The following is a 21,400-nucleotide window of genomic DNA, read 5'->3' on the forward strand; positions in this document are numbered from 1 at the left end:
CTGCGCTGCGCCTGGCGCGTCCAGCGTGCCAGGCACAACAGTCTGTGAACGGGTCTGCCTGCAGCGGGGGGGGGGCAAGCGCCCCGCCGCAGGCCGGTCTCAGAGGTTTACATCTTCGGCAGCATCACCGTGTCGATCACATGGATCACGCCATTGGATTGGGCCACATCGGCGATCGTCACATGCGCGACATTGCCGGCCTCGTCAGTGAGCATGATCTTGTCGCCCTCATAGCTGGCCTGCAGGGTGCAGCCGCCCAGGGTCGACACCGGGTGCGTGCCCGCGTCATCGTCGATCATCCCCTTGAGCGCCGCCGACATCGCATTGGTGCCGACCACGTGGCAGGTCAGGATCTTGACCAGCGTGTCCTTGTTTTCCGGCTTGAGCAGGGTTTCGACGGTGCCGGCGGGCAATTTGGCAAAGGCGTCATCGGTCGGGGCGAAAACGGTGAACGGCCCCGCGCCCATCAGCGTGTCGACCAGACCCGCCGCTTTGACCGCCGCAACCAGGGTTTCGTGATCGGCGGAATTCACCGCGTTTTCGATGATGTTATTGGTCGGGAACATTTCCGCGCCCCCCACCATCGGGTTGCTGGCGTGGTTGGCGGCGAAGGCACCGGTTGCAATGGCAAGGGCGGCTGCGCCGGCGGTCAGGGTGGTTTTGAAGGTCATCATACTCTCCGTCTCATGTAAACGCCGGGGGATTTCCGCCCGGTCACATGAACAGCTACGCAGCCAACAGGGCTATGGTTTCGAAAGGCGCGATCACGGTGGATCACAGCGGTGTGAGCCCGAAACGGATGGGGCGGGCGTCAGATGGCGCGCACGTCACCGGTGGCCAGAACCGCGCCGGTCGGGGCGCCGGTGGGCGAGCCGCCCTCGGGTTCGTCAGAGATCGCCAGCAGCGCGCCCGGCAGGGCGGCGGCCATTGCGGCGGGCAGGATGATCGCCTCCTGATGGGCGCCGGTGGGCCAGACAATGACCGAGACCGGTGCCGCGTCCGCGGCAATCAGCCAGAGTTCCAGCGAGCGGCCGGGCGCGACCTCACCGGCCAGATGGGTCAGTTGCAAACGCCCGGACTCGGCATCGTAATCGGCGCGGAACCGCAGGTCGGTGTCAGAGGCCGTCACCTCGGCGCGGAATTCCGGGGCGAATTCGGGGACCAGCAGACCGGATTGCACCACCGCAAAGGCAATCGCGGCAGCTGCAGCGGCGCCGATCAGCGTCGGCATCACCCCGATCCGCGACCAGAAGCCGCCGCGGGTCTTGCCGAACACGTCATCCGACACCGCGTCCCAGACCCGCGATGGCGGCATCTGCGGCGCGATGGCCTCGGTCATCCCGGCAAAGCTGTCAGCCCAGGCGGCGACCTCGGCGCGCAGCGCTGGCTCGACGTTCAGCCGCGCCTCAAAGGCCCGGGCTTCGGGCGGTTCCAACACCCCCAGCAGGTATTCCCCCGCCAGGGCCCGATCCTCTTGGCTTATGTCGCCCTGCGCGCTCATCGCAGCAGGCACTCCCTCAATTTCAGCAGGCTGCGCCGCAACCAGGTTCGCATCGTGTTCAGCGGCACATCAAAACGCGTCGCCAGATCGGCATAGGTTTCGCCCTGCAGATAGGCCAGGCGCACGGCGTCGCACCGATCCTCCGGCAATTCCGCCAGACAGGCATAAAGCCGCGCCGCCTCGTCCGAGGCAACCGCCAGGGCCTCTGGTCCCGGTGCCGCATCCGGCAGGTCTTTGGCTTCGTCCAGCCCGTCGGCGGATTTGCGCCGCGCCCGGATCCGATCGATCGCATGGTTGCGGGCAATGGTGATCAGCCAGGTCATCGGGCTATAGCCACCCGCCTGATAGCGATCCGCATTGCGCCAGACCTTTACATAAACCTCCTGCACAGCGTCTTCGGCTTCGGCGGTGGAATTCAAGACACGCAGGCAGATCCCGAACAGTTTCGCCGATGTCGCCTGATAAAGCGCGGCAAAGGCAGCGCGGTCCCCAAGGGCGGTGCGCGCGATCAGGGCGTCGATTTCGTCGCGCGTGGTCATTCGCTTCCCTGATCTCCACTTCAGGCGCCACATGCCGGGCCATTTCCGCCCTTACCCTTGTGCCCGTCAAAGATATCGGGCACGACGGGCCTGCAATTCTGAGCGGGACAAAAGGACGGGCCGACCATGGCTGAGGGAATGATCGATATCAACGCCAAACCGACCGAGGAAGTCTCGATCCGCGATGTCTTTGGCATCGACAGTGATATGATCGTCAAGGGATTTGAGGATCGCAGCGACCGGGTTCCCGAAATCGACCCGACCTACAAGTTCGACCCCGACACCACACTGGCGATCCTGGCCGGCTTCGGCCACAACCGCCGGGTGATGATCCAAGGCTATCACGGCACCGGCAAATCGACCCATATCGAACAGGTGGCGGCACATCTGAACTGGCCCTGCGTGCGGGTCAACCTCGACAGCCACATCTCCCGGATCGACCTGATCGGCAAGGATGCGATCAAGCTGCGCGACGGCAAACAGGTGACCGAATTCCACGAAGGCATCCTGCCCTGGGCGCTGCGCAACCCGGTCGCCATCGTGTTTGACGAATATGACGCCGGCCGCGCCGATGTGATGTTCGTGATCCAGCGGGTGCTGGAACATGACGGCAAGCTGACGCTGCTCGATCAGAACGAGATCATCACCCCGAACAAGTATTTCCGCCTGTTCGCCACCGCGAACACGGTTGGCCTCGGTGACACCACCGGCCTCTACCACGGCACCCAGCAGATCAACCAGGCGCAGATGGACCGCTGGTCCCTGGTCGCGACCCTGAACTATCTGTCGATCGAAGCCGAGACCGCGATCGTTCTGGCCAAGGCGCCGCATTACAACAACGACAAGGGCCGCCGGACGGTCAAGCAGATGGTCACGGTCGCCGACCTGACCCGAACCGCCTTTATGAACGGCGATCTGTCGACGGTGATGAGCCCCCGGACGGTGATCACCTGGGCGCAAAACGCCGAGATCTTCCGCTCCATCGGCTATGCCTTCCGGCTGACCTTCCTCAACAAATGTGACGAGCTTGAGCGCCAGACGGTGGCCGAGTTCTATCAGCGCTGTTTTGACGAGGAACTGCCGGAGAGCGCCGCCTCACTGGCGAGCTGAGCGCCTGCATATAGACCTGATTGGCGGCATCGCTGTTGCCGTCAGTCCGGTCTAGCCTTATCACCTTGCCGCCCCGGGGTCGCCGATCTGCGCAGGCCTATGCAGATGACCCCGGTTTTCCGATGATCTTGCTCTGGGTCCGCTTGTCGATCTGCCGGTCGGAATGCCATCGGAGAGGCGCCGCTGTCTGCGGGTATCGGACCCGAGGTCGAACACCGGAAATGGGCTGAACCGACGCGAAGGCCACTCAGGCATCTGTGGCAAAGCCGCCATCGCCGTGATGTCATCAGCGAAAGTTTTCAAAACGCACAATTGATCGGCGCATAAATCTGCGTATCGTCCTATTTATGGGCGATCCAAAAACTTTTCTTGTCGCCATCGGCCTGAGCCTGCCGCTGATCTCTGGCGCGGCCCGGGCCATGCCGACCACGGCTGCGGATCCGGTGATGACCTTTGCCGTCTGCACCGGGCGCCTGTCTGCGCAGATGGAACATCAATGGATCGTCGATCCGCCCGCCTCGGACGCGACCCGGTCCCAGCGGGCGCGGATGCTGGCGCTGCTGGATGCGGTGCTGTTGCCCGAACAGGGGCCGCAGGCGCTGAACTGGCGGATCGAGGCGAAACAGGCGCAGACCCAATTGCTGGCCCGCGCCCTGAATTCATCGGAACGTCGCGAGGCGGATTATGCCGCGCGGCTGGCGCGGCGCGAGCTTGCCGCCTGCAACGCCCTGCTGCTCTGATCAGGCGGCTTTCGGCGCCGCCTCTTCCCGCGCCGCATTCAGCGCCAGAGACCACCAGTAGAGATCGTCGATCATTGCCTGCGCATTCAGCTTGTCCTCGATGGTTTCGATCTCGGCGCTGCCACCGGCCATCGGATGCACCTGACGCAGCTCACCGCCACCGATATGCACCGCGCTCGGCACATTCGCCATATGCAGCTCGACCGCGATGGCGCGCAGATGCTCAACAGCCCGCGCCGCGCCGACTCCGCCATAGCCGACCACGGCCGCCGGTTTGTGGTTCCATTCGTTGAACGCCTGATCCAGCGCGTTTTTCAGGGCGCCGGAAATCGAGTGATTGTATTCCGCCACGACAAAGACAAAGCCGTCATAATTGGCCAGATCCTGCTGCCATTTCAGCGCCTTGGGATCCTTGGATGGCATCCATCTGTTCGACGCCGGTTCATCGAAGAACGGCAGGTCATAGCTGGCCAGGTCCAGGATATCGGCCTGCATCCGACCGTCTGCATCAAGCTTGGACTTGATCCATTCGGCGGGCTTCGCGCCCCAGCGGCTGGCGCGGGTGCTGCCAAGGATGATGGCGATACGGGGTTGGGTGGTCATTTCGGTCTCCATTGGATAGATGGTTTCTTTTGGTAACCTGAGATACAATGGTTCCCGACTTGAGTCGCAAGGAGGCACCTTTTTGAAACCGCCCGAAACTCCCCCCTCTGGCTGCACAGAGCTTGCGCATCTGGGCACAGACACCCGCCCCTGCGCGCAAAGTATGGAGCGTTTCCACGGCCCCGAAGGCAGCTGTTCCGCCGTTTCGGACATGCTGTCGCGGATCGGTGACAAATGGACGATGCTGGTCATTGCCTATCTCGGCGAACAACCGATGCGCTTTAACGCGCTGCGCCGCGGGATTGGCAACATCAGCCAAAAGATGCTGACCGCGACTCTGCGCAATCTGGAACGCGACGGGTTTGTCAGCCGCACGGTGACGCCAACCCGCCCGCCACAGGTCGAATATGCGCTGACCGACCTGGGCCGCTGCCTGCAGGTGCCGGTCAGCCAATTGGCCTGTTGGACCGTCGACAATCTGGGCCGCATCGACGCCGCCCGCGCCGTCTATGACGCCCGCGAGGCGGAATGAGCGGCCTGGGACAGCCCTGGAGCCGTCAAACCCCTCTTGCCGGGGGCGGTACGGAGTGCTTTACCTCAGGCATGAACAAGCCGAATGACAATCCCGCCGATCCGTTCAAAAAGGCGCTGACCGAAGCCACCAAGGTGATGGCCAACGATCCCGAATTGACGGTGACCTACACTGTTGATCCTGCGGGAAAGACCGCCGATACCGTGCGCCTGCCCCAGGTCAGCCGCCGGATGACCCGTGACGAGGTGCTGCTGGCGCGTGGCACCGCCGATGCGCTGGCCCTGCACCACCGCTATCACGACGCCAAGACCCATTCGAAATTTGCCCCCCCCGGCGAGATGGCGCGCGAGCTGTACGAGGCGATGGAAACCGCCCGCTGCGAAGCGATGGGCGCGCGCGACATGCCCGGCACCGCTGGCAATATCGACGCCAAGATCCTGTCCGAGGCCCGGCGCCTGGGCTATGACAGCATCACCCAGACCGCCGATGCGCCACTGCCGGTGGCCGCCGGCTATCTGGTGCGCCATCTGGCCACCGGCCGCCCGATGCCGGCCGGGGCACAGAACGTGATGGATCTGTGGCGCGGCTTTATCGAGGATCACGCCGGGCAGACGCTGGATGATCTCGGCGACAAGCTGTCCAGCCAGGCCGATTTCGCCCGCTTCGCCCGCAAGGTCATCGAGGATCTGGGCTTTGGTGATCAGCTTGGTGAAGACCCGGATGGCACCGATGATGATGCCCCCGACGACGCCACCGAGGGCGCCGAAGAAGAGGAACAGCCCGACAGCAGCGGCAGCGACGATCAGGATGACGAGGCCGAGGCCAATCCCGAGGAAAGTCAGGACGACCAGCAGGATCCGAGCGAGGCCAGCGTCAGCAGCGACGAAATGGCCGATCAGGAGATGGGCGAGGAAACCGAAATGCCCGAAGGCGAGGCGCCGTTGGAGCCGCCGCCGCCCGCCGCCTCGGATGCCGATCCGAATTATCTGGTTTATTCCAATCACAACGACGAAGAAATCAACGCCGAAGATCTGGCCGACCCGGTCGAGCTGGAGCGGCTGCGCGCCTATCTGGACCAGCAGCTGGAACCGCTGAAAGGGGCCGTGTCGCGACTGGCCAACAAGCTGCAGCGCCGGTTGCAGGCGCAGCAGAACCGCAGCTGGGAATTTGACCTCGAAGAGGGCACGCTGGATGCCGGGCGGCTGGCCCGGGTGGTCGCCAACCCGACCACGCCGCTGAGTTTCAAGGTCGAGAAAGACACTGAATTCCGCGACACCATCGTCACCCTGCTGCTCGACAATTCCGGCTCGATGCGGGGCCGCCCGATCTCGATCGCGGCGATCTGCGCCGATGTTCTGGCCCGGACGCTGGAGCGCTGTTCGGTCAAGGTCGAAATCCTCGGCTTTACCACCAAGGCCTGGAAAGGCGGACAGGCGCGCGAGAAATGGCTGGCCGATGGCCGTCCACAACAACCGGGCCGCCTGAACGACCTGCGCCACATCGTCTATAAATCCGCCGACGCGCCCTGGCGCCGGGTGCGCCCCAATCTGGGGCTGATGATGAAAGAGGGATTGCTCAAGGAAAACATCGACGGCGAGGCGCTGGAATGGGCGCATCGCCGGATGGTCAACCGCCGCGAGGCCCGCAAGATCCTGATGGTGATTTCCGATGGCGCCCCGGTCGACGATTCCACCCTGTCGGTAAATCCGGCGAATTACCTGGAAAAACACCTGCGCGATGTCATCGCCATGGTTGAGAAACGCAAGGCTGTCGAATTGCTGGCGATCGGCATCGGTCATGACGTGACCCGCTATTACGAACGCGCGGTGACGATCACCGATGCCGAACAGCTGGCCGGGGCGATCACCGAACAGCTGGCGTCGCTGTTCGATCACGACCCGCGCGCCCGTGCCCGGTTCCTGGGGATCAAGAAGGCGTCTTGATGTTTCAAAGCTTTGACAGCCCCACTTCGCCCGAAGCGGGGCCGCCGCGTCTGGCCGCACTACGCGGTGAATTGGCCCACGAGGGTCTGCAGGGTTTCCTGATCCCGCGCGCCGATGCGCATCAGGGCGAATATGTTGCGCCGCGCGACGACCGGCTGGCCTGGCTCACCGGTTTTACCGGGTCGGCAGGCTTTTGCATCGCGCTGGAGAAGGTCGCCGGGGTCTTTGTCGATGGCCGTTACCGGGTGCAGGTCAAGGCGCAGGTCGATCTGGGGCATTTCACCCCGGTCGACTGGCCCGAGACCAAGCCGGGCGACTGGCTCAAGACCCAGCTGCCCGGTGGCGTGGTCGGGTTTGATCCTTGGCTGCATGCGGTGAGCGAGATCGAGACGCTGCAAAGATCGCTGGACGGATCCGGGATCGGGCTGCGCGCGAGTGCAAATCTGCTGGATCGCTGCTGGGCCGACCAACCTGCCCCGCCGCTGGGCGCCATCACCCCCTACCCGCTGGACTTCGCCGGTGAGACCGCGGCAGACAAATGCGCCCGGCTGGCCAGGACCCTGACCGAGGCCGGACATCGCGCGGCGGTGATCACCCTGCCCGACAGCATCGCCTGGCTGCTGAACATCCGTGGCACTGACATTCCGCGCAATCCGGTGCCGCATTGCTTTGCGATTTTGCACGAGTCCGGTGCCGTCGATCTGTTCGCCGCCCCGGAAAAACTGGATTCGGCCCTGCGCGAACATCTGGGCGCCGGGGTTCGCCTCTGCGCGCCCGGCGATTTCGGCCCCCGCCTGCAGGCCCTGACCGGCCCGGTGCGGATTGACCCGGCCAGCTGTCCGGTCTGGGTGCAGATGCAGCTCGGCGCTGCCGATATCCGCATCGCCCGCGCCGCCGATCCCTGCATCCTGCCCAAAGCCTGCAAGAACACCGCCGAGATCGAGGGCAGCCGCAGCGCCCATCTGCGCGACGCGGTGGCGATGTGCCGGTTGCTGGCCTGGTTCGATTCCGCTGACAAAGCCGCCCTGCACGAGGTCGATATCGTCACCGCGCTGGAAGGGTTCCGCGCCGAGACCAATGCGCTGCGCGATATCTCATTCGACACGATCTGTGGCTCTGGCCCGAATGGCGCCCTGCCGCATTACCGGGTCAGCCAGGCCAGCAACCGGCAGCTGCGGGATGGCGATTTGATCGTGCTGGACAGTGGCGGCCAATACCTCGACGGGACCACAGACATCACCCGAACCCTGATGGTGGGACAGCCCGGGCCTGAGGAAAAAGCCTGTTTTACCCGGGTGTTGCAAGGCATGATCGGGATTTCCCGGCTGCGGTTCCCCCGGGGATTGGCGGGGCAGCATCTGGATGCCATCGCCCGCCGCCCGCTGTGGGAGGCCGGGCTTGATTACGACCATGGCACCGGCCATGGCGTTGGCACCTATCTCTGCGTGCACGAGGGGCCGCAACGGTTGTCGCGGCTGTCGGATGTGGCGCTGCAACCGGGGATGATCCTGTCCAACGAACCGGGCTATTACCGCGAGGGCGCCTTTGGCATCCGCATTGAAAACCTGATCGTGGTGCAAGCCGCACCGGACCTGCCCGGCGGCGATAAGCGCGCGATGCTCGACTTTGAAACCCTGACTTGGGTACCAATCGACACCAGGCTGATCGATCAGGCCCTGCTGACCCGCGCCGAAGTCGATTGGATCAACGCCTACCATGCCGCCTGCCGCGAAAAAATTGCGCCACGGCTGGACGACAGCGTTGCAATATGGTTGCATCGCGCAACCGAGCCGATCTGACACGACCGGCCAGAACGCCCGTGTTTCCGGGCATTTCCACCACGACATGCGCCTGTTACATTTACACGGCACCAAGTTTTGACGGCTCAGCGGAGGGCAGCAAATGAGTGATATCACGATCCAAAAGGCCGCAGGCACCTGGACCGTCCGCGCCGGGGGCGCGGTTCTCGCCGAAAGCCGCAACGCGCTGCAACTGAATGAGGGCGACCACCCCTATGTGGTCTATTTCCCGCGCGGTGACGTGGCGATGGCATTTCTGGACAAGACCGATCACAGCAGCCATTGCCCGAAAAAGGGCGATGCCAGCTATTATTCGATCATCACCAAGAGCACGGAGCTGGCGAATGCCGCCTGGAGCTATGAGGATCCGTTTCCCGGCGTCGCCGAGATCAAGGATCACCTCGCCTTTTACGCCAGTGAATTCGTGACCGTCGAACGGGTCTGACTGCATATCGAAGGGTGACATGACATGACACATCGGGTGGTGGTCATCGGGGCCGGATTGATCGGGACGATGGTCGCCCGCGCGCTGGCGCAGGGTGGCCGCCACGATGTGACCCTGATCGAGGCGACCCAGGGGCTGGGGCGCGGGGTTTCGGCGATGTCATTTGGCTGGGTCACCCAGCTGGCCGGATGGCAGCCGCCATCCCAGGTGAAATTCGATCTGCTGCTGGCCGGACGGCGCGCCTATGACGGGCTGAACGCCGCAATGCGCGAAAAGCTGTTCGTGCCCGGCGACGGCGCGCTGGTCTGGCGTGACAGCCCCGAGGCGACGGAGGCATTGATCGCCGAACGCCGTGCCCTGGGCGCCAATGTGCAGGGCCTGGACCGAGCCGCAATTCAACGGGTGGCGCCGCATCTGGCGGTGGTTCCCGATCTGGCGGCGCATGCGCCCGATGACATCTTTCTGCGCCCCGGCATGGCCGCCGGGCGACTGGCCGATAGCGCTGTCGATTCCGGGGCGGTGGTGGTCACCAACCAGACCGCGCTTGGCATTGCCACCGAGAGCGGCCGGGTCACTGGCGTCTATCTGGCCGAAACCACCGTCCCCGCCGACAGTGTGGTGCTGGCCACCGGCGCGATGACCCACCGGATGCTGCCCGAGGGCGCCAGCGCCCCGGAGATCACCACCTCGCCCTCGGCGCTGATCACCCTGACCGCCGAAGGCCCGGCGCCGACGCTGGCGCTCTCTGGGCCGGGGCTGGAAATCCGCAAGGACCGGCGCCCGGATCACTTTCTGGTCGCGGCGCCGCTGCGCGGCGAAGACGGCCCCACGCTGGAGGCGCTGGCCGAAGAGAAATGCCAGACCGCCAGGGACTGGTTCCCCGGTCTGCGCAATTGGCATGTGGCCAGTTCCGGCATTGGCCAGCGCCCGATGCCGCAGACCGACACCGGTCTGATCGCTGAGGAAACCGCTGGTGTTTCAGGTCTGTACGTCGCGGCGGCACATCCCGGCGTGTCGCTTGCGCCGGTGGTCACCGAGCGCATTCTGGCGCTGCTCAGCTAGCTGAATCGCCCACTGACTCGGCCCGCAGCGCCCGGCGCTGGCGGCGTTTTCGGGTGTCGACGGCAGTCATCTTTTCCGCACGCTTGCCCATCAGCGCCACCACCTCGTCGTCGCTCATATCCGCCCAACCGGCTTTGCCGCTGACGAACCCACCCGCCGTGAGATCCCGTTCGACCTGTGGGAAATCCAGCTCGCCCAGCCCCATCCGCTTGGCCTTGGTGCCGTCGGGCATCCAGATCCGGCGCAGCGCCTGCACCGCCAGCGGCTCGCGCCCGCCAAAGCTGGCGAGATGCTGTTCGATGAAATTCGAGGCCGAGGATTTGCGCCGCAGGACCACCGCCACATGCTGATGCGGACGCGCCACCATCGCGAACATATGCAGCGCAGAGCCTTCGGCGCCGATCACATGGGTGGCCGCCTTGTAGCGCGCCACCTGCACGTCAAGCGAATGCTTTTGCGGGTGAAAAATCTCATAACCCTCGGCGGCGAGATAGGTCTCCAGCCGGGTCTCGCCGATCAGCCCGCCGCGACCAACCCCGAGTTCGGAGCGCGAGATATAGAGTTTCTCGCCACCCTCGGCCGCGATATTGGTGGCGAAACGGGCATGCACCGCATCCCGATAGGCATCGGTGCCACGAATGATCTCGCCCAGGCCGAACCCCTGCCCCGGCACCAACAGATGTTCGACCCGAACCGGCTGGGTCACCACCTGGATCGGCAGGTCACAGCCCATTTGATCGACAAACCCCTGCTGAAACCCGGCCAGATGTTCGCCGACGGCGGGTCGCTTTGGAATGAACAGGATGCCATCAGCGTCATCGATCTGATCCAGCGCCCAGAGCCGGGTGGTGCTTTCGGCCAGGAAATGCCCGAAATGCTGCCACAGCACCCCGCCCCAGATCCACTTGCCCTTGAGCTTGATCAGCGCGCCGCCGGGCTTTTCCGGCTTTGTGGTCAGCGGTCGCCATTTGCGCCAGAGCGCACCCTCGGGGCAATAGCGCCCATCCGCATGCAACACCCCGGCGGGCTGCACAAAGGCGCTTTCGAGCGGCGGCACCACATAGGCATTGTCGAGCTGGATCAGGGCCTCTGACCAGCCACCACTCGACAGGGGCTTGCCCGCCGGATCGCTGGGATCAAGGACCGGGCCCCCGGCCGCGGGATCAGCGGCAGGATCGAGCGCAGGCTGGACGGCGGCCTTGCTCATCCTTCGTAGACTTTTTCGCAGGCCCAAACCGTGCGGCTGGAACAGGGGGCGATGCGCTGGAACCCGGCGTCGCGAACGATCGCCTTGGCCTCGCGCATGCCTTCGACACCATAGGCTTCGGGATGGAATTCCAGAACCATCGCGCGCAGCCGGGACAGATCGGCACTGCGCAGGATGTCGAGCTCGGCGCCTTCGATATCCATGATCAGCACATCGGCCTTGGCGACGACGCGGTTGAAATCGGCAGTCTGCACCGCGACCGGGCGTGTCGCCCGATTTTGCCGCTCGATCACCGAGGCGCCAAGGAACGAATTGGTCACATGCAGGGTCACCTCTTCGGGGCGATCCGCACCGGCCCAGAGTATCCGGTTTTCCACCGAAATCCGATCGGTCAGCTTGTTGCGCGTATAAAGGGCCTCAATATGCGGGATCAGGTCCGGGTTGGCCTCATAGCTCATCACCCGCGCCGGTCGCATGTTGCGCGCGACCACCGCCCCGACAATGCCGAGGCCGGCGCCCAGTTCCAGCACCGTATCGCCGGCGCGCACAACCCGCAGCGCGCCAATGATTTCCTGCTCTTCGTAGCGGCCGGCATTGATCCGGGCCACCCGGTTGGCGTTGAGAAATGGTGAATCGGGCACATCGACACCCATGCAGCAGGCTGCGGGCGGCTGGTGCTCCTCCTTCTTGGCTCTCGCCATCAGTCCGAACATGCTCTTACCCCGTTGCTCGGTAAATTTATTTTTTTGTTATGGGATCAGTGTAATGGCGCGGCAGGCCGGCACAAACAGCGACGCGTGCGCGGCCCGCGTTCCGTTATGGAATGTGCCTTGGGCGCATCGCTTTTGGGTCTAGCTGTGTTCTTCGGCGGCGGTCGCCGCCAGCGCACCGTTGTAAACCTTGAGCGCGTCGACATGAAACAGCGCGCCGAGCAGCTCGGGCGGCTTGTCCGCCCCGCCCAGTGTCACCACCGGCAGATAGACCGCGCCGGTGCGTTCGAACATCGGCATCGCGGTTTCCAGCGTCGCCGAGGCATCCAGATAACTGCCGGATTCGATCATTTCCCAACAGGCGTCGTCGGGCGCGGCCCGCTCTGACCCGACCGCGCGCATGGTCCCCGAGACATGAAAAACCGCCAGCAGATAGCTCTGCGGCCCGGCAGCGAGATGGATATTGCGCCGTTCCAGCTGGCTGAGAAAGAACGACCGGTCGACCAGCCTGGTGCCGACCGCGACCGAGGTTGAAATCGTCACCATCACCGCCAGGCCGGTGGCCCAGTCGCCGGTCAGTTCGAACACGATCAGGGTGGTCGAAATCGGCGCGCCCAGCACCGCCGCCGCCACCCCGCCCATCCCGGCCAGCGCATAGAGGGTGGCCGAGCCCGAGACCTCGGGAAACAGCCCGGTGGCGATATACCCAAAGGCCAGCCCGGTCAGCGCCCCGATCATCAGCGCGGGCGAAAACACCCCGCCGCCCATCCGCCCGCCAAAGGTGACCGCCACCGCCACGGTCTTGAGCACCGCGAACAGGATCGCCTGCGACAACAGCAATTCGCCGGTCAGCGCCAGCGAAGTGGTCTCATAGCCAACGCCGATGATATGCGGGAACGGAATCGCCATCATCCCCAACAGCCCGCCCGCCAGCGCCGGGCGCAGCCAGCGCGGGATCCCGGCGCGTTTTTGCAGGGCGCCGGCAAAATCCTCGGCCGCAAAGATGGTCAGCATCACCAGCCCGGCGACGATCCCGCAGATCAGCCCGAGCAGCAGAAAGGCCGGCAATTCCTGATAAAAGCCGAACATCGAAGTGGTCGGCAGCTCGAATTCGGTCACGCCGCCGAATTTCAGCCGGTTGATCACAGTGCCCGCGACACTGGCGATGACAATCGGGGCAAAGGCGTGGATGGCGAAATGGCGCAACACCACCTCGAGCGCGAACAGCGCCCCGGCGATGGGCGCGTTGAAACTGGCCGAGACCGCCGCCGCCACCGCGCAGCCCAGCAGATCGCGCCCGGTCACCCCGTCGGCGCGAATCCGGCGCAGCACCCAGGTCGACATCACCGCGGCCATATGCACCACCGGCCCTTCACGGCCCGAGGATCCACCGGTGCTGAGGGTGATCAGCGAGGCCACAGCCGAGGCGATGCCGGCCCGCCCCTCGACCCGGCCCTTGTGCAGGGCGGCGCCCTCGATCACGTCCGAAACCGCGCGGACCCGGCCATCCGGGGTGAACCAATGCAGGATCACCCCGACCAGCAGGCCACCGATGATCGGGATCAGCAGGATCATGAACCACGGCAGGGTTTCGGCAAAGGAGTGCAGCAAATGCACATCCTCGACTCCGTAGAGGCTGCTCTGGATATAGCCAATCGCCATGCGGAACCCGAGGGCCGCGAACCCGGCGGCAATCCCGATGATCAGCGCGATCAGCCAGAACTGGAACTGGCTGGGACCGCGCGAGCGCAGCACCTTCCAGGCCTGTCGCAGATGCGCCAGGGCAAAGCTCAGCGCCGCGGCGATTGGTCCCGGAGCCGGCCCCGAACTCTGTGCACCACGCGACCCTGGGGGCTGGTCGCCCTCAGCCGTGTCATTCACCGCTCTTTCGTCCGCGCCGCGCATGCCCTAATTTGATCCGATCCGCCCAATTGTTCAGGAAACGCCACTATGGCACATAACGCCGCCCTCTCCGCACTTGCTGATGTCTTAGGCGATGCACTCAGCCGGTCCAAGTCCGATCTGGACCTGCATGGCCGCAGCGAAAGCCATTTCCCCCTGACCCTGCCGGATGCGGTGGCCTATCCCGCCTCCACCGATCAGGTGGCCGCGATCCTGCGGATCTGCGCCGAACACCGCTGCCCGGTCACCGCCTGGGGCACCGGCACCTCGCTTGAGGGGCAGTCGCAGGCGGTCGAGGGGGGCGTGGTGGTGGATTTTTCCGCGATGAACCAGGTTCTGGAGATCAATCAGGCGGATATGGATGTGCGCGTCCAGCCCGGACTGACCCGCGAGGCGCTGAACCAGGAATTGCGCGCCACCGGGTTGTTCTTTCCGGTCGATCCCGGCGCCAATGCGGCGCTTGGCGGCATGGCCTCGACCCGGGCCAGCGGCACCACCGCGCTGCGCTATGGCACCATGCGCGATCATGTGCTGGGGCTTGAGGTGGTGCTGGCCGACGGCCGGGTGATCCGGACCGGCACCAGGGCGCGCAAATCCGCAGCGGGCTATGATCTGACCGCGCTGTTCGTTGGCGCCGAGGGCACCCTGGGCCTGATCACCGAATTGACCCTGCGCCTGCATGGCCAGCCCGAGGCGATCAGCGCCGCGGTCTGCGCCTTCGCGCGGATCGATGATGCGGTGCAGACGGTGATCGAGACCATCCAGATGGGCATTCCGATGGCGCGGATGGAGTTCATCGATGCCGCCAGCGTCCGGGCGGTGAATGCCTATGCGCAGATGGCGCTGCCGGAATTGCCGCATCTGCTGGTCGAATTCCATGGCTCGGACAGCGCCGTCGCCGAACAGGCAGAAAGCTTTGGCGCCCTGGTTGCCGACCATGGCGGCATGGGCTTTGAATGGGCCGCCCGCGCCGAAGACCGCGCCGCGCTCTGGCATATGCGGCACAATGCCTATTACGCAATCCTCGCCGCCCGGCCCGGCTGCCGGTCGATTGTCACCGATGTCTGCGTGCCGATCTCGCGACTGGCCGAGGCGGTCGAGGCGACCATCGCCGACCTCGCGGCGCACGGGGTCAACGGCCCGATCCTGGGTCATGTCGGCGACGGCAATTTCCATGCCATCCTGATGTTCGACCCCAGTGACGCAGATGAACGCGACCAGGCCCTGGCGGCGGCGGCGCGAATGGTCGACCGGGCGCTGGAGATGGGCGGCACCGCGACCGGTGAACATGGCATCGGCATCGGCAAGCGCGGCTATATGCAACGCGAACATGGCGAGGCCTGGCAGGTGATGGGCGCGTTGAAAGCCACGCTTGATCCTTTGGGGATTCTCAATCCGGGCAAATTGGTGCCTCCAGCAGGCTGAAATTCATCGCCAGCCGCGGCCAACCCGCCGCCGCGCAAGCCGCCGTTCGCGGGGGGTGTCACCTCGGAATTGCGTTGGCCCGAGGGCTAACCGAGGCGCTGAAACGCAGGTTCGGGCTGACCGCCTTGGAAAACGATATGCCGAGGGCCCAAGCCACAGCCTGACCCCGGGCTTGGTCGCAAGCCGCCGGTCCCGTGGCGCGCATAGTTTTCTTAAAAACCGCGTGTTGATTGGTTATCAGTCACGCCGTGGTTCTGGGGTCTGGCAGGTTTCGAGACTGGGCGGATTTCAAAGCAGGGCCGCCTCGATTCCCGGCTCACCCCATCAGGCTGCGGGCGGCGGCGCGGGCCTCTTCGGTGATGCTGTCACCTGAAAGCATCCAGGCGATTTCATCAACCCGCGCGTCGAGGTCAAGCGCCAGGACATTGGAAAAGGTCTGGTCGCCGCTGACCCGTTTTTCCACCCGCCAGTGATGTGTTGCCTGCGCCGCCACCTGCGGCGAATGGGTGACAACCAGCACCTGACCTTCATCGGCCAGAGCACGCAGGCGGCGCCCGACCGCATCGGCGGTGGCGCCGCCGACGCCACGGTCAATCTCGTCGAAAATCAGGGTCATATCGCGGCCACCGCCGGTCAGGCAGACCTTGAGCGCCAGCAGAAACCGCGACAATTCCCCACCCGATGCAATCCGCGCCAGCGGCCCCGCCGGGGCGCCGGGATTGGTGGCGACGGTGAAATTCACCTCGTCCCTGCCCTCCGGCCCCGGTTCTGCCGCGCTCAGCCGGGTTTCAAAGCGGGCGCGCTCCATCTTCAGCGGTGCCAGCTCTGCCGCCACCGCCTGATCCAACCGTTGCGCCGCCGATTGGCGCAGAGCGCTGAGTCGCCCGGCGACCGCATCAAATCCGGCGCGCGCCGCCGCCGCGGCCTGTTCCAGCCCGGCGATGTCGCGGGCACCATTGTCGAGAGTCGCCAGCCGCGTCGCGAGGCGCGCGGTCAGATCGGCCAGCTCATCGACGGCAACACCATGTTTGCGGCCAAGGCCACGCATCGTGAACAACCGCTCTTCGACCCGTTCCAGTTCCAGCGGATCAAAATCCAGCGCATCCAGGCAGCGTTCGACCCCATCCGCCGCCTCACCCAATTCGCCCAGAGCCCGGCCCAGAGCGGCAATCGCGTCGTCAAGCCGCCCATCGACCGCATCAGAGGCGCCTTCGAGCCAACGCAACGCGTCGTTCAACGGGCCCTCGGCGCCGTCGCGACCGAGGGCCGAGGCGGCGCGGGCGATGTCGCTGCGTTGCCGTTCAGCGGCCTGCATCTGGCGGCGGCGGGCATCCAGGCTTGCTTCCTCGCCGGGCATTGGCGCCAGAGCCTCCAGCTCAGCCACCGCATGGCGCAGAAAATCCTCTTCGCTGGCCAGTTCAGCCATCACCGCCCGCGCTTCGGCCAGCGCCGTATCGGCCTGCCGCGCCACCCGCCAGGCGGCCCGCACCTCGCCACGCAGCCCGTCATGATCGGCAAAAGCATCCAGCAAGGCCCGGTGGCCGCGCGGGTTCAACAAGCCACGGTCATCATGCTGGCCATGCAGTTCGACCAACGTATCCGAGAGCGCGCGCAGCACCTCGCCACTGGCGCGGCGGTCGTTGATCCAGGCGGTCTTGCGCCCGTCAGCGGTGTTGATCCGGCGCAGGATCAGCTCATCCGCGACCGGCAGGCCGGCGGCTTCCAGCACCGCGCGGGCCGGGTGATCGGCGCCGATGTCGAACCAGGCGCTGACCTCACCCTGCGCCTGGCCCTGGCGGACCAGATCGGCACGGCCGCGCCAACCCAGAACAAACCCAAGCGAATCCAACAAGATAGACTTGCCCGCGCCGGTTTCACCGGTCAACACGTTGAGCCCCGGCTGAAACCCGAGGTCCAGCCGGTCGATGATCAACATATTGCGGATTTCAAGACCGCGCAGCATCGCCGCCGGTTCCCCTGTCAGCTGGCGGCGGCCGCGCCCGGCACCGGGCGCAGAACCGCCATTACAACCACTCGCCCTTGATCATCTGGCGATAGACTTGGCGCAGCCAATTGTCGCCCACCGCCTCAGCCCCGAGCCCGCGCCCTTTCAACAGCTTGAAGCTGTCCTCATACCATTGGGTCGACCGGAAGTTGTGGCCCAGGATCGCGCCAGCGGTCTGCGCCTCATCGGTCAGGCCAAGGCTGAGATAGGCCTCGACCAGGCGGTGCAGCGCCTCGGCGGTGTGGGTCGTGGTCTGGAATTCCTCGACCACCACCCGGAATCGGTTGATCGCGGCGCTGAAATGGTCGCGGCGCAGGTAGTAGCGCCCGATTTCCATTTCTTTGGCGGCGAGGTGGTCAAAGGCCAGGTCGAATTTCAGAATCGCCGAGCGGGCATATTCGCTGTCGGGATAATTCTCGATCACCGCCCGCAGGCCTTGCAGCGCCTGAAAGGTCAGGCCCTGATCGCGCCCGATCTCGTCGATCTGGTCGTAATAGCTGAGCGCCAGCAGATATTGCGCATAGGCCGCATCCTCATCCGCCGGATAGACATCGAGGAAGCGTTGCGCCGCGGCGCGGCTTTCCTCGTAATTCTGGCCCTTGTGCTGCGAATAGGCGTTCATGATCAACGCGCGTTTGGCCCAGTTTGAATAGGGATAGAGCCGCTCGACCTCACCAAAGAAGCCCGAGGCGTCCTCATAGCGGCGGCGGTTGAGTTCATACTCACCCCGGCCAAATATCTGTTCGGCGGTATAATCTTCGAGCGGCAGCTCGGTCGCCTTCTTTTGCCCGCCGCCACAGGCTGACAAGAAAGCAATTAGCAAAATAGGAGCCGCCAGCCGCGCCCGGAAACCGCCTGCCATGCTCGCCCTCACCTTTTTGCCGTTTCTTCCATGGCTGTGCGCAACGCGCGACACCCGATTGACCGCTGGTCTAGCACAGAAAATCGCGGTGCAAAACGCCTTTACGCCGGATTTGATGGTAGGTGAATCACCCAAGTCACGCCACGGCCGGAATCTCGGCCCGGCGCAGGCCGATGCCGGGCAGCCGCGCCGCCTGCTCGCGGGTGCAGACCACCATCCGATAGGCGGCGGGATCGGAAAACACCGCGCGCAGCAACGCATGAGTCACCGCATGGCCCGCCCGGTTGCCGATATAACGGCCCAGAACAGGTGCCCCGGCCAGCGCCAGATCGCCAAAGGCATCCAGCATCTTGTGGCGCACCGGCTCGTTCAGATGCCGCAATCCGCTGGGATTGCGCACTTGGCCGTGGTCAAACACCAAAGCATTGTCGAGCGAGCCGCCCAGCGACAGCCCCTGGTCATGCAGCCCGGCCACATCCGCCAGACAACAAAAGGTGCGGCTGTCCGACAGGTGCCGGACGAAACCGCCGTTGCCGAGCGCCACGAAATGCGCTTGATTCCCGATGCCGGGATCGTCGAATTCGATGCGATAGTCGATTTCGGTCATCGCGGCGGGTTCGAGACGGGCGCTGGCATCGCCGATCTGCACCTCGACCGGGCGCAGGATTTCGATGGCCCGGACAGGCGCGGCCTGTGGTCGCAGGCCACGGGCCAGCAGCCCACGCACGAATGGTGCGGCCGAGCCGTCAAGGATCGGCACCTCGGGCCCGTCGACATCGATCAGCGCGTTGTGGATGCCGCAACCGGCCAGCGCCGCCAGCAGATGTTCCACCGTTCCGACCGACGCACCGGCGGCGTTCTGCAGGCGAGTCGAAAGCCGGGTCTCGGTGACCGCATCCCAGCGCGCCGGAATCATCGCATCGCCAAGGTCGATATCCGAGCGGCGGAACCAGAAGCCATGCTCGGCCGCGGCCGCATGCACGGTGACCTGCACCGCCCGGCCGCTATGCAGACCGATCCCGGCAAAGCTGACGCTGGATTTCACTGTGTTTTGCAAACCGACACCCAATTCACCCCGCCCGGTTTCAACCGGGGGCTGATAACTTGGTAGGGTCAGTGCTCGGTCGTCTCAATTCACGCTTTGCAACTGATTGAAACACGCTCAGCCGGTGATTGACCGGATCTGATCCGCGAATGAACGGGATACGCCAAGCCGCTGTTTGAAAATCAGAAAGGCCGCCCTCAAGAGCGGCCTTTCATAAATCTTGCGGATCAGCAGGACCGGCGGATTACCGCCTCAGTTGGCCTGACGACGCAGGAAGGCGGGGATTTCAATGCGCTCCTGATCGGGATCGACCTGCCGGGCTGCGGGTTGCTGACGTGGTTCCGACGCGGTTGCAGCGGCCGAACTCGGCGCGCCAGAGCGTGCCGCGGCGGGCGGTTGCACGCTCGGCTGAACCCGGGGAGCCGGACGCGCCGCCTGCGGTGCCGCGCGCTCTTCGCCATGGCCCGTCATCCGGTTGATCAGCGAATTGATCCCAAAGCGCGGGCGTTCGCCATCGTTGGTTTCGGCTTCGACCGGTGCGGATTGCGGAGCGCTACGATTGACCGCCGCCTGCAGCCGCGCCAGGGCTTCCGGCGACGGGGTCCCGGCCTTGCGAGGCTGCGGTGCGACAAAGCTTTCAGCGACCACTTCGGGCGCCTGGGCGCGCTGCGGTTGATGCTGATAGGCGGGTGCGGGCAGATCGTCGGTCCCGTCATCGGCCATGATGTCTTCCATCTCATCCGCCGTGGCGGCGGCCTGGGCGTCCAGATCGTTGAAGAACGACGGTTCCTCAGCCCGGTCCAGCACCATCTCTTCATCCTCGTACTCGGATTCGAGAACCAGCGGTTGAACCAGTTCGGGCGCTGGCGGCGGTGCCATCGCTTCGGGCTGTTTCAGCGGCTGTGACATCTTGCGGCGCGGCACCGGCATGTCGAGCCCGGTATCGACCGCGTCGATGCCGGTGGCGACCACGGAGACCCGCATCTTGCCTTCCATATCGGTATCCAGCGTCGAACCGACGATGATATTGGCATCCGGATCGACCTCTTCGCGGATGCGATTCGCGGCTTCGTCCAGTTCGAACAGGGTCAGGTCATGACCGCCGGTGATGTTGATCAGCACGCCTTTGGCACCGCGCAGGCTGATTTCGTCCAGCAGCGGATTGGCGATGGCCTTTTCGGCGGCCTGGATCGCACGGGTTTCGCCATCGGCCTCGCCGGTGCCCATCATGGCCTTGCCCATCTCGTCCATCACGGCGCGGACATCCGCAAAGTCGAGATTGATCAAACCGGGGCGAACCATCAGATCAGTGACACCTTTGACGCCCTGGTAAAGCACGTCGTCCGCCATCGAAAACGCCTCGGTAAAGGTGGTTTTCTCATTGGCCAGGCGGAACAGATTCTGGTTGGGAATGATGATCAGCGTATCGACCATCTTTTGCAGGGTTTCGACGCCGTCCTCGGCCTGGCGCATCCGCTTGCCACCCTCGAACTGAAAGGGTTTGGTGACCACGCCGACCGTCAGAACGCCCAGTTCACGCGCCGCCTGCGCGATGATCGGTGCGGCGCCGGTGCCGGTGCCGCCGCCCATTCCGGCGGTGATGAAGCACATATGCGCGCCCGCCAGGTGATCGACGATCTGTTCAATCGATTCTTCGGCGGCCGCGGCCCCGATCGAAGCCTTGGCGCCCGCGCCCAGCCCTTCGGTGACCTTGACACCCAACTGGATTTTGCTTTGCGCCAGACTTTGGGCCAGGGCTTGGGCATCGGTGTTCGCCACGACGAAGTCGACGCCATCCAGCGCCTTTTCGATCATGTTGTTCACCGCGTTGCCGCCCGCGCCGCCTACGCCGAATACCGTAATCCGGGGTTTGAGGTCGTCGCCTCCCGGCAGTCCCAAGTTCAATGTCATTTTTCTGTCCGCCTGATGTTCGCCCCGGTCGTCGGGCGCGTTTTTCTGCCAGTTCGCGC

General features: G+C 64.8%; 19 protein-coding genes. 8 read left to right on the forward strand and 11 right to left on the reverse strand.

Going from position 1 to position 21,400, the window contains the following annotated elements; genetic code table 11:
• Positions 1-107: 107 nt before the first annotated feature.
• The 3 genes from P1U48_RS02770 to P1U48_RS02780 form a co-directional block, all read right to left on the reverse strand.
• Entirely contained in the window at positions 108-671 is a 564-nt protein-coding gene (locus tag P1U48_RS02770) for a fasciclin domain-containing protein (protein ID WP_301066963.1), read from the reverse strand.
• A gap of 140 nt (positions 672-811) precedes the next feature.
• Positions 812-1,501 carry an anti-sigma factor gene (locus P1U48_RS02775; protein ID WP_301066964.1) on the reverse strand — a complete coding sequence of 230 codons (690 nt, stop codon included), beginning with the start codon at positions 1,499-1,501 and terminating at the stop codon, positions 812-814.
• Positions 1,498-2,040, reverse strand: coding sequence for a sigma-70 family RNA polymerase sigma factor (locus P1U48_RS02780; protein ID WP_301066966.1), 543 nt, complete (start codon positions 2,038-2,040; stop codon positions 1,498-1,500). Before P1U48_RS02780 ends, P1U48_RS02775 begins: the two co-directional genes overlap by 4 nt.
• 126 nt (positions 2,041-2,166) lie before the next feature.
• Between P1U48_RS02780 and cobS the strand changes: the two genes are divergently transcribed.
• Complete coding sequence (gene cobS / locus P1U48_RS02785) at positions 2,167-3,150, forward strand: cobaltochelatase subunit CobS (protein WP_301066967.1); 984 nt, start codon at positions 2,167-2,169, stop codon at positions 3,148-3,150.
• A gap of 347 nt (positions 3,151-3,497) precedes the next feature.
• A complete protein-coding gene (locus P1U48_RS02790) occupies positions 3,498-3,890 on the forward strand; it encodes a hypothetical protein (protein ID WP_301066968.1) in 393 nt (130 codons plus the stop codon).
• Here the strand turns inward: P1U48_RS02790 and P1U48_RS02795 are convergent, their stop codons facing one another.
• Positions 3,891-4,493, reverse strand: a complete 603-nt coding sequence (locus P1U48_RS02795) for an NAD(P)H-dependent oxidoreductase (protein ID WP_301066969.1) — start codon at positions 4,491-4,493, stop codon at positions 3,891-3,893.
• Between the two features lie 163 nt (positions 4,494-4,656).
• Between P1U48_RS02795 and P1U48_RS02800 the strand changes: the two genes are divergently transcribed.
• The 5 genes from P1U48_RS02800 (at position 4,657) to P1U48_RS02820 (ending at position 10,274) form a co-directional block, all read left to right on the forward strand.
• Complete coding sequence (locus P1U48_RS02800) at positions 4,657-5,025, forward strand: helix-turn-helix domain-containing protein (RefSeq protein ID WP_301066971.1); 369 nt, start codon at positions 4,657-4,659, stop codon at positions 5,023-5,025.
• 71 nt (positions 5,026-5,096) lie between these two features.
• Complete coding sequence (gene cobT, locus P1U48_RS02805) at positions 5,097-6,968, forward strand: cobaltochelatase subunit CobT (protein ID WP_301066972.1); 1,872 nt, start codon at positions 5,097-5,099, stop codon at positions 6,966-6,968.
• The gene (locus P1U48_RS02810) at positions 6,968-8,767 is read left to right on the forward strand and encodes an aminopeptidase P family protein (protein WP_301066973.1); all 1,800 of its coding nucleotides are present in this window, start codon (positions 6,968-6,970) and stop codon (positions 8,765-8,767) included. Before cobT ends, P1U48_RS02810 begins: the two co-directional genes overlap by 1 nt.
• A gap of 103 nt (positions 8,768-8,870) precedes the next feature.
• Positions 8,871-9,212 (forward strand): DUF427 domain-containing protein, encoded by a 342-nt coding sequence (locus tag P1U48_RS02815; RefSeq protein ID WP_301066974.1) that lies wholly within the window; start codon positions 8,871-8,873, stop codon positions 9,210-9,212.
• Positions 9,213-9,236: 24 nt separating this feature from the next.
• Complete coding sequence (locus P1U48_RS02820; protein WP_301066975.1) at positions 9,237-10,274, forward strand: FAD-dependent oxidoreductase; 1,038 nt, start codon at positions 9,237-9,239, stop codon at positions 10,272-10,274.
• Here the strand turns inward: P1U48_RS02820 and P1U48_RS02825 are convergent.
• From P1U48_RS02825 to P1U48_RS02835, 3 genes are all read right to left on the reverse strand, one after another.
• On the reverse strand, positions 10,267-11,481 hold the full coding sequence (locus P1U48_RS02825; RefSeq protein ID WP_301066977.1) for a glycosyltransferase family 61 protein: 1,215 nt from the start codon (positions 11,479-11,481) through the stop codon (positions 10,267-10,269). The genes P1U48_RS02820 and P1U48_RS02825 overlap by 8 nt on opposite strands.
• Positions 11,478-12,194, reverse strand: a complete 717-nt coding sequence (locus P1U48_RS02830; protein WP_301066979.1) for an FkbM family methyltransferase — start codon at positions 12,192-12,194, stop codon at positions 11,478-11,480. The genes P1U48_RS02825 and P1U48_RS02830 overlap by 4 nt, the downstream gene beginning before the upstream one ends.
• A gap of 138 nt (positions 12,195-12,332) precedes the next feature.
• Entirely contained in the window at positions 12,333-14,096 is a 1,764-nt protein-coding gene (locus P1U48_RS02835) for a chloride channel protein (protein ID WP_301066981.1), read from the reverse strand.
• Between the two features lie 45 nt (positions 14,097-14,141).
• Here P1U48_RS02835 and P1U48_RS02840 point away from each other — a divergent pair, with 45 nt between their 5' ends.
• Complete coding sequence (locus P1U48_RS02840) at positions 14,142-15,518, forward strand: FAD-linked oxidase C-terminal domain-containing protein (protein ID WP_301066983.1); 1,377 nt, start codon at positions 14,142-14,144, stop codon at positions 15,516-15,518.
• A gap of 316 nt (positions 15,519-15,834) precedes the next feature.
• Here P1U48_RS02840 and recN read toward each other — a convergent pair whose 3' ends face one another.
• The 4 genes from recN to ftsZ all read right to left on the reverse strand — a co-directional run bounded on the left by recN (position 15,835) and on the right by ftsZ (position 21,341).
• Entirely contained in the window at positions 15,835-17,481 is a 1,647-nt protein-coding gene (gene recN, locus P1U48_RS02845) for a DNA repair protein RecN (protein WP_301066984.1), read from the reverse strand.
• Between the two features lie 61 nt (positions 17,482-17,542).
• Complete coding sequence (locus tag P1U48_RS02850) at positions 17,543-18,385, reverse strand: outer membrane protein assembly factor BamD (RefSeq protein ID WP_301066985.1); 843 nt, start codon at positions 18,383-18,385, stop codon at positions 17,543-17,545.
• Positions 18,386-18,521: 136 nt separating this feature from the next.
• Entirely contained in the window at positions 18,522-19,442 is a 921-nt protein-coding gene (gene lpxC / locus P1U48_RS02855; protein WP_301066986.1) for a UDP-3-O-acyl-N-acetylglucosamine deacetylase, read from the reverse strand.
• A gap of 240 nt (positions 19,443-19,682) precedes the next feature.
• On the reverse strand, positions 19,683-21,341 hold the full coding sequence (gene ftsZ, locus P1U48_RS02860; RefSeq protein ID WP_301066988.1) for a cell division protein FtsZ: 1,659 nt from the start codon (positions 21,339-21,341) through the stop codon (positions 19,683-19,685).
• Positions 21,342-21,400 lie beyond the last annotated feature (59 nt).

It is taken from the genome of Pseudooceanicola sp., from assembly GCF_029213205.1.
Classification (GTDB): domain Bacteria; phylum Pseudomonadota; class Alphaproteobacteria; order Rhodobacterales; family Rhodobacteraceae; genus Pseudooceanicola.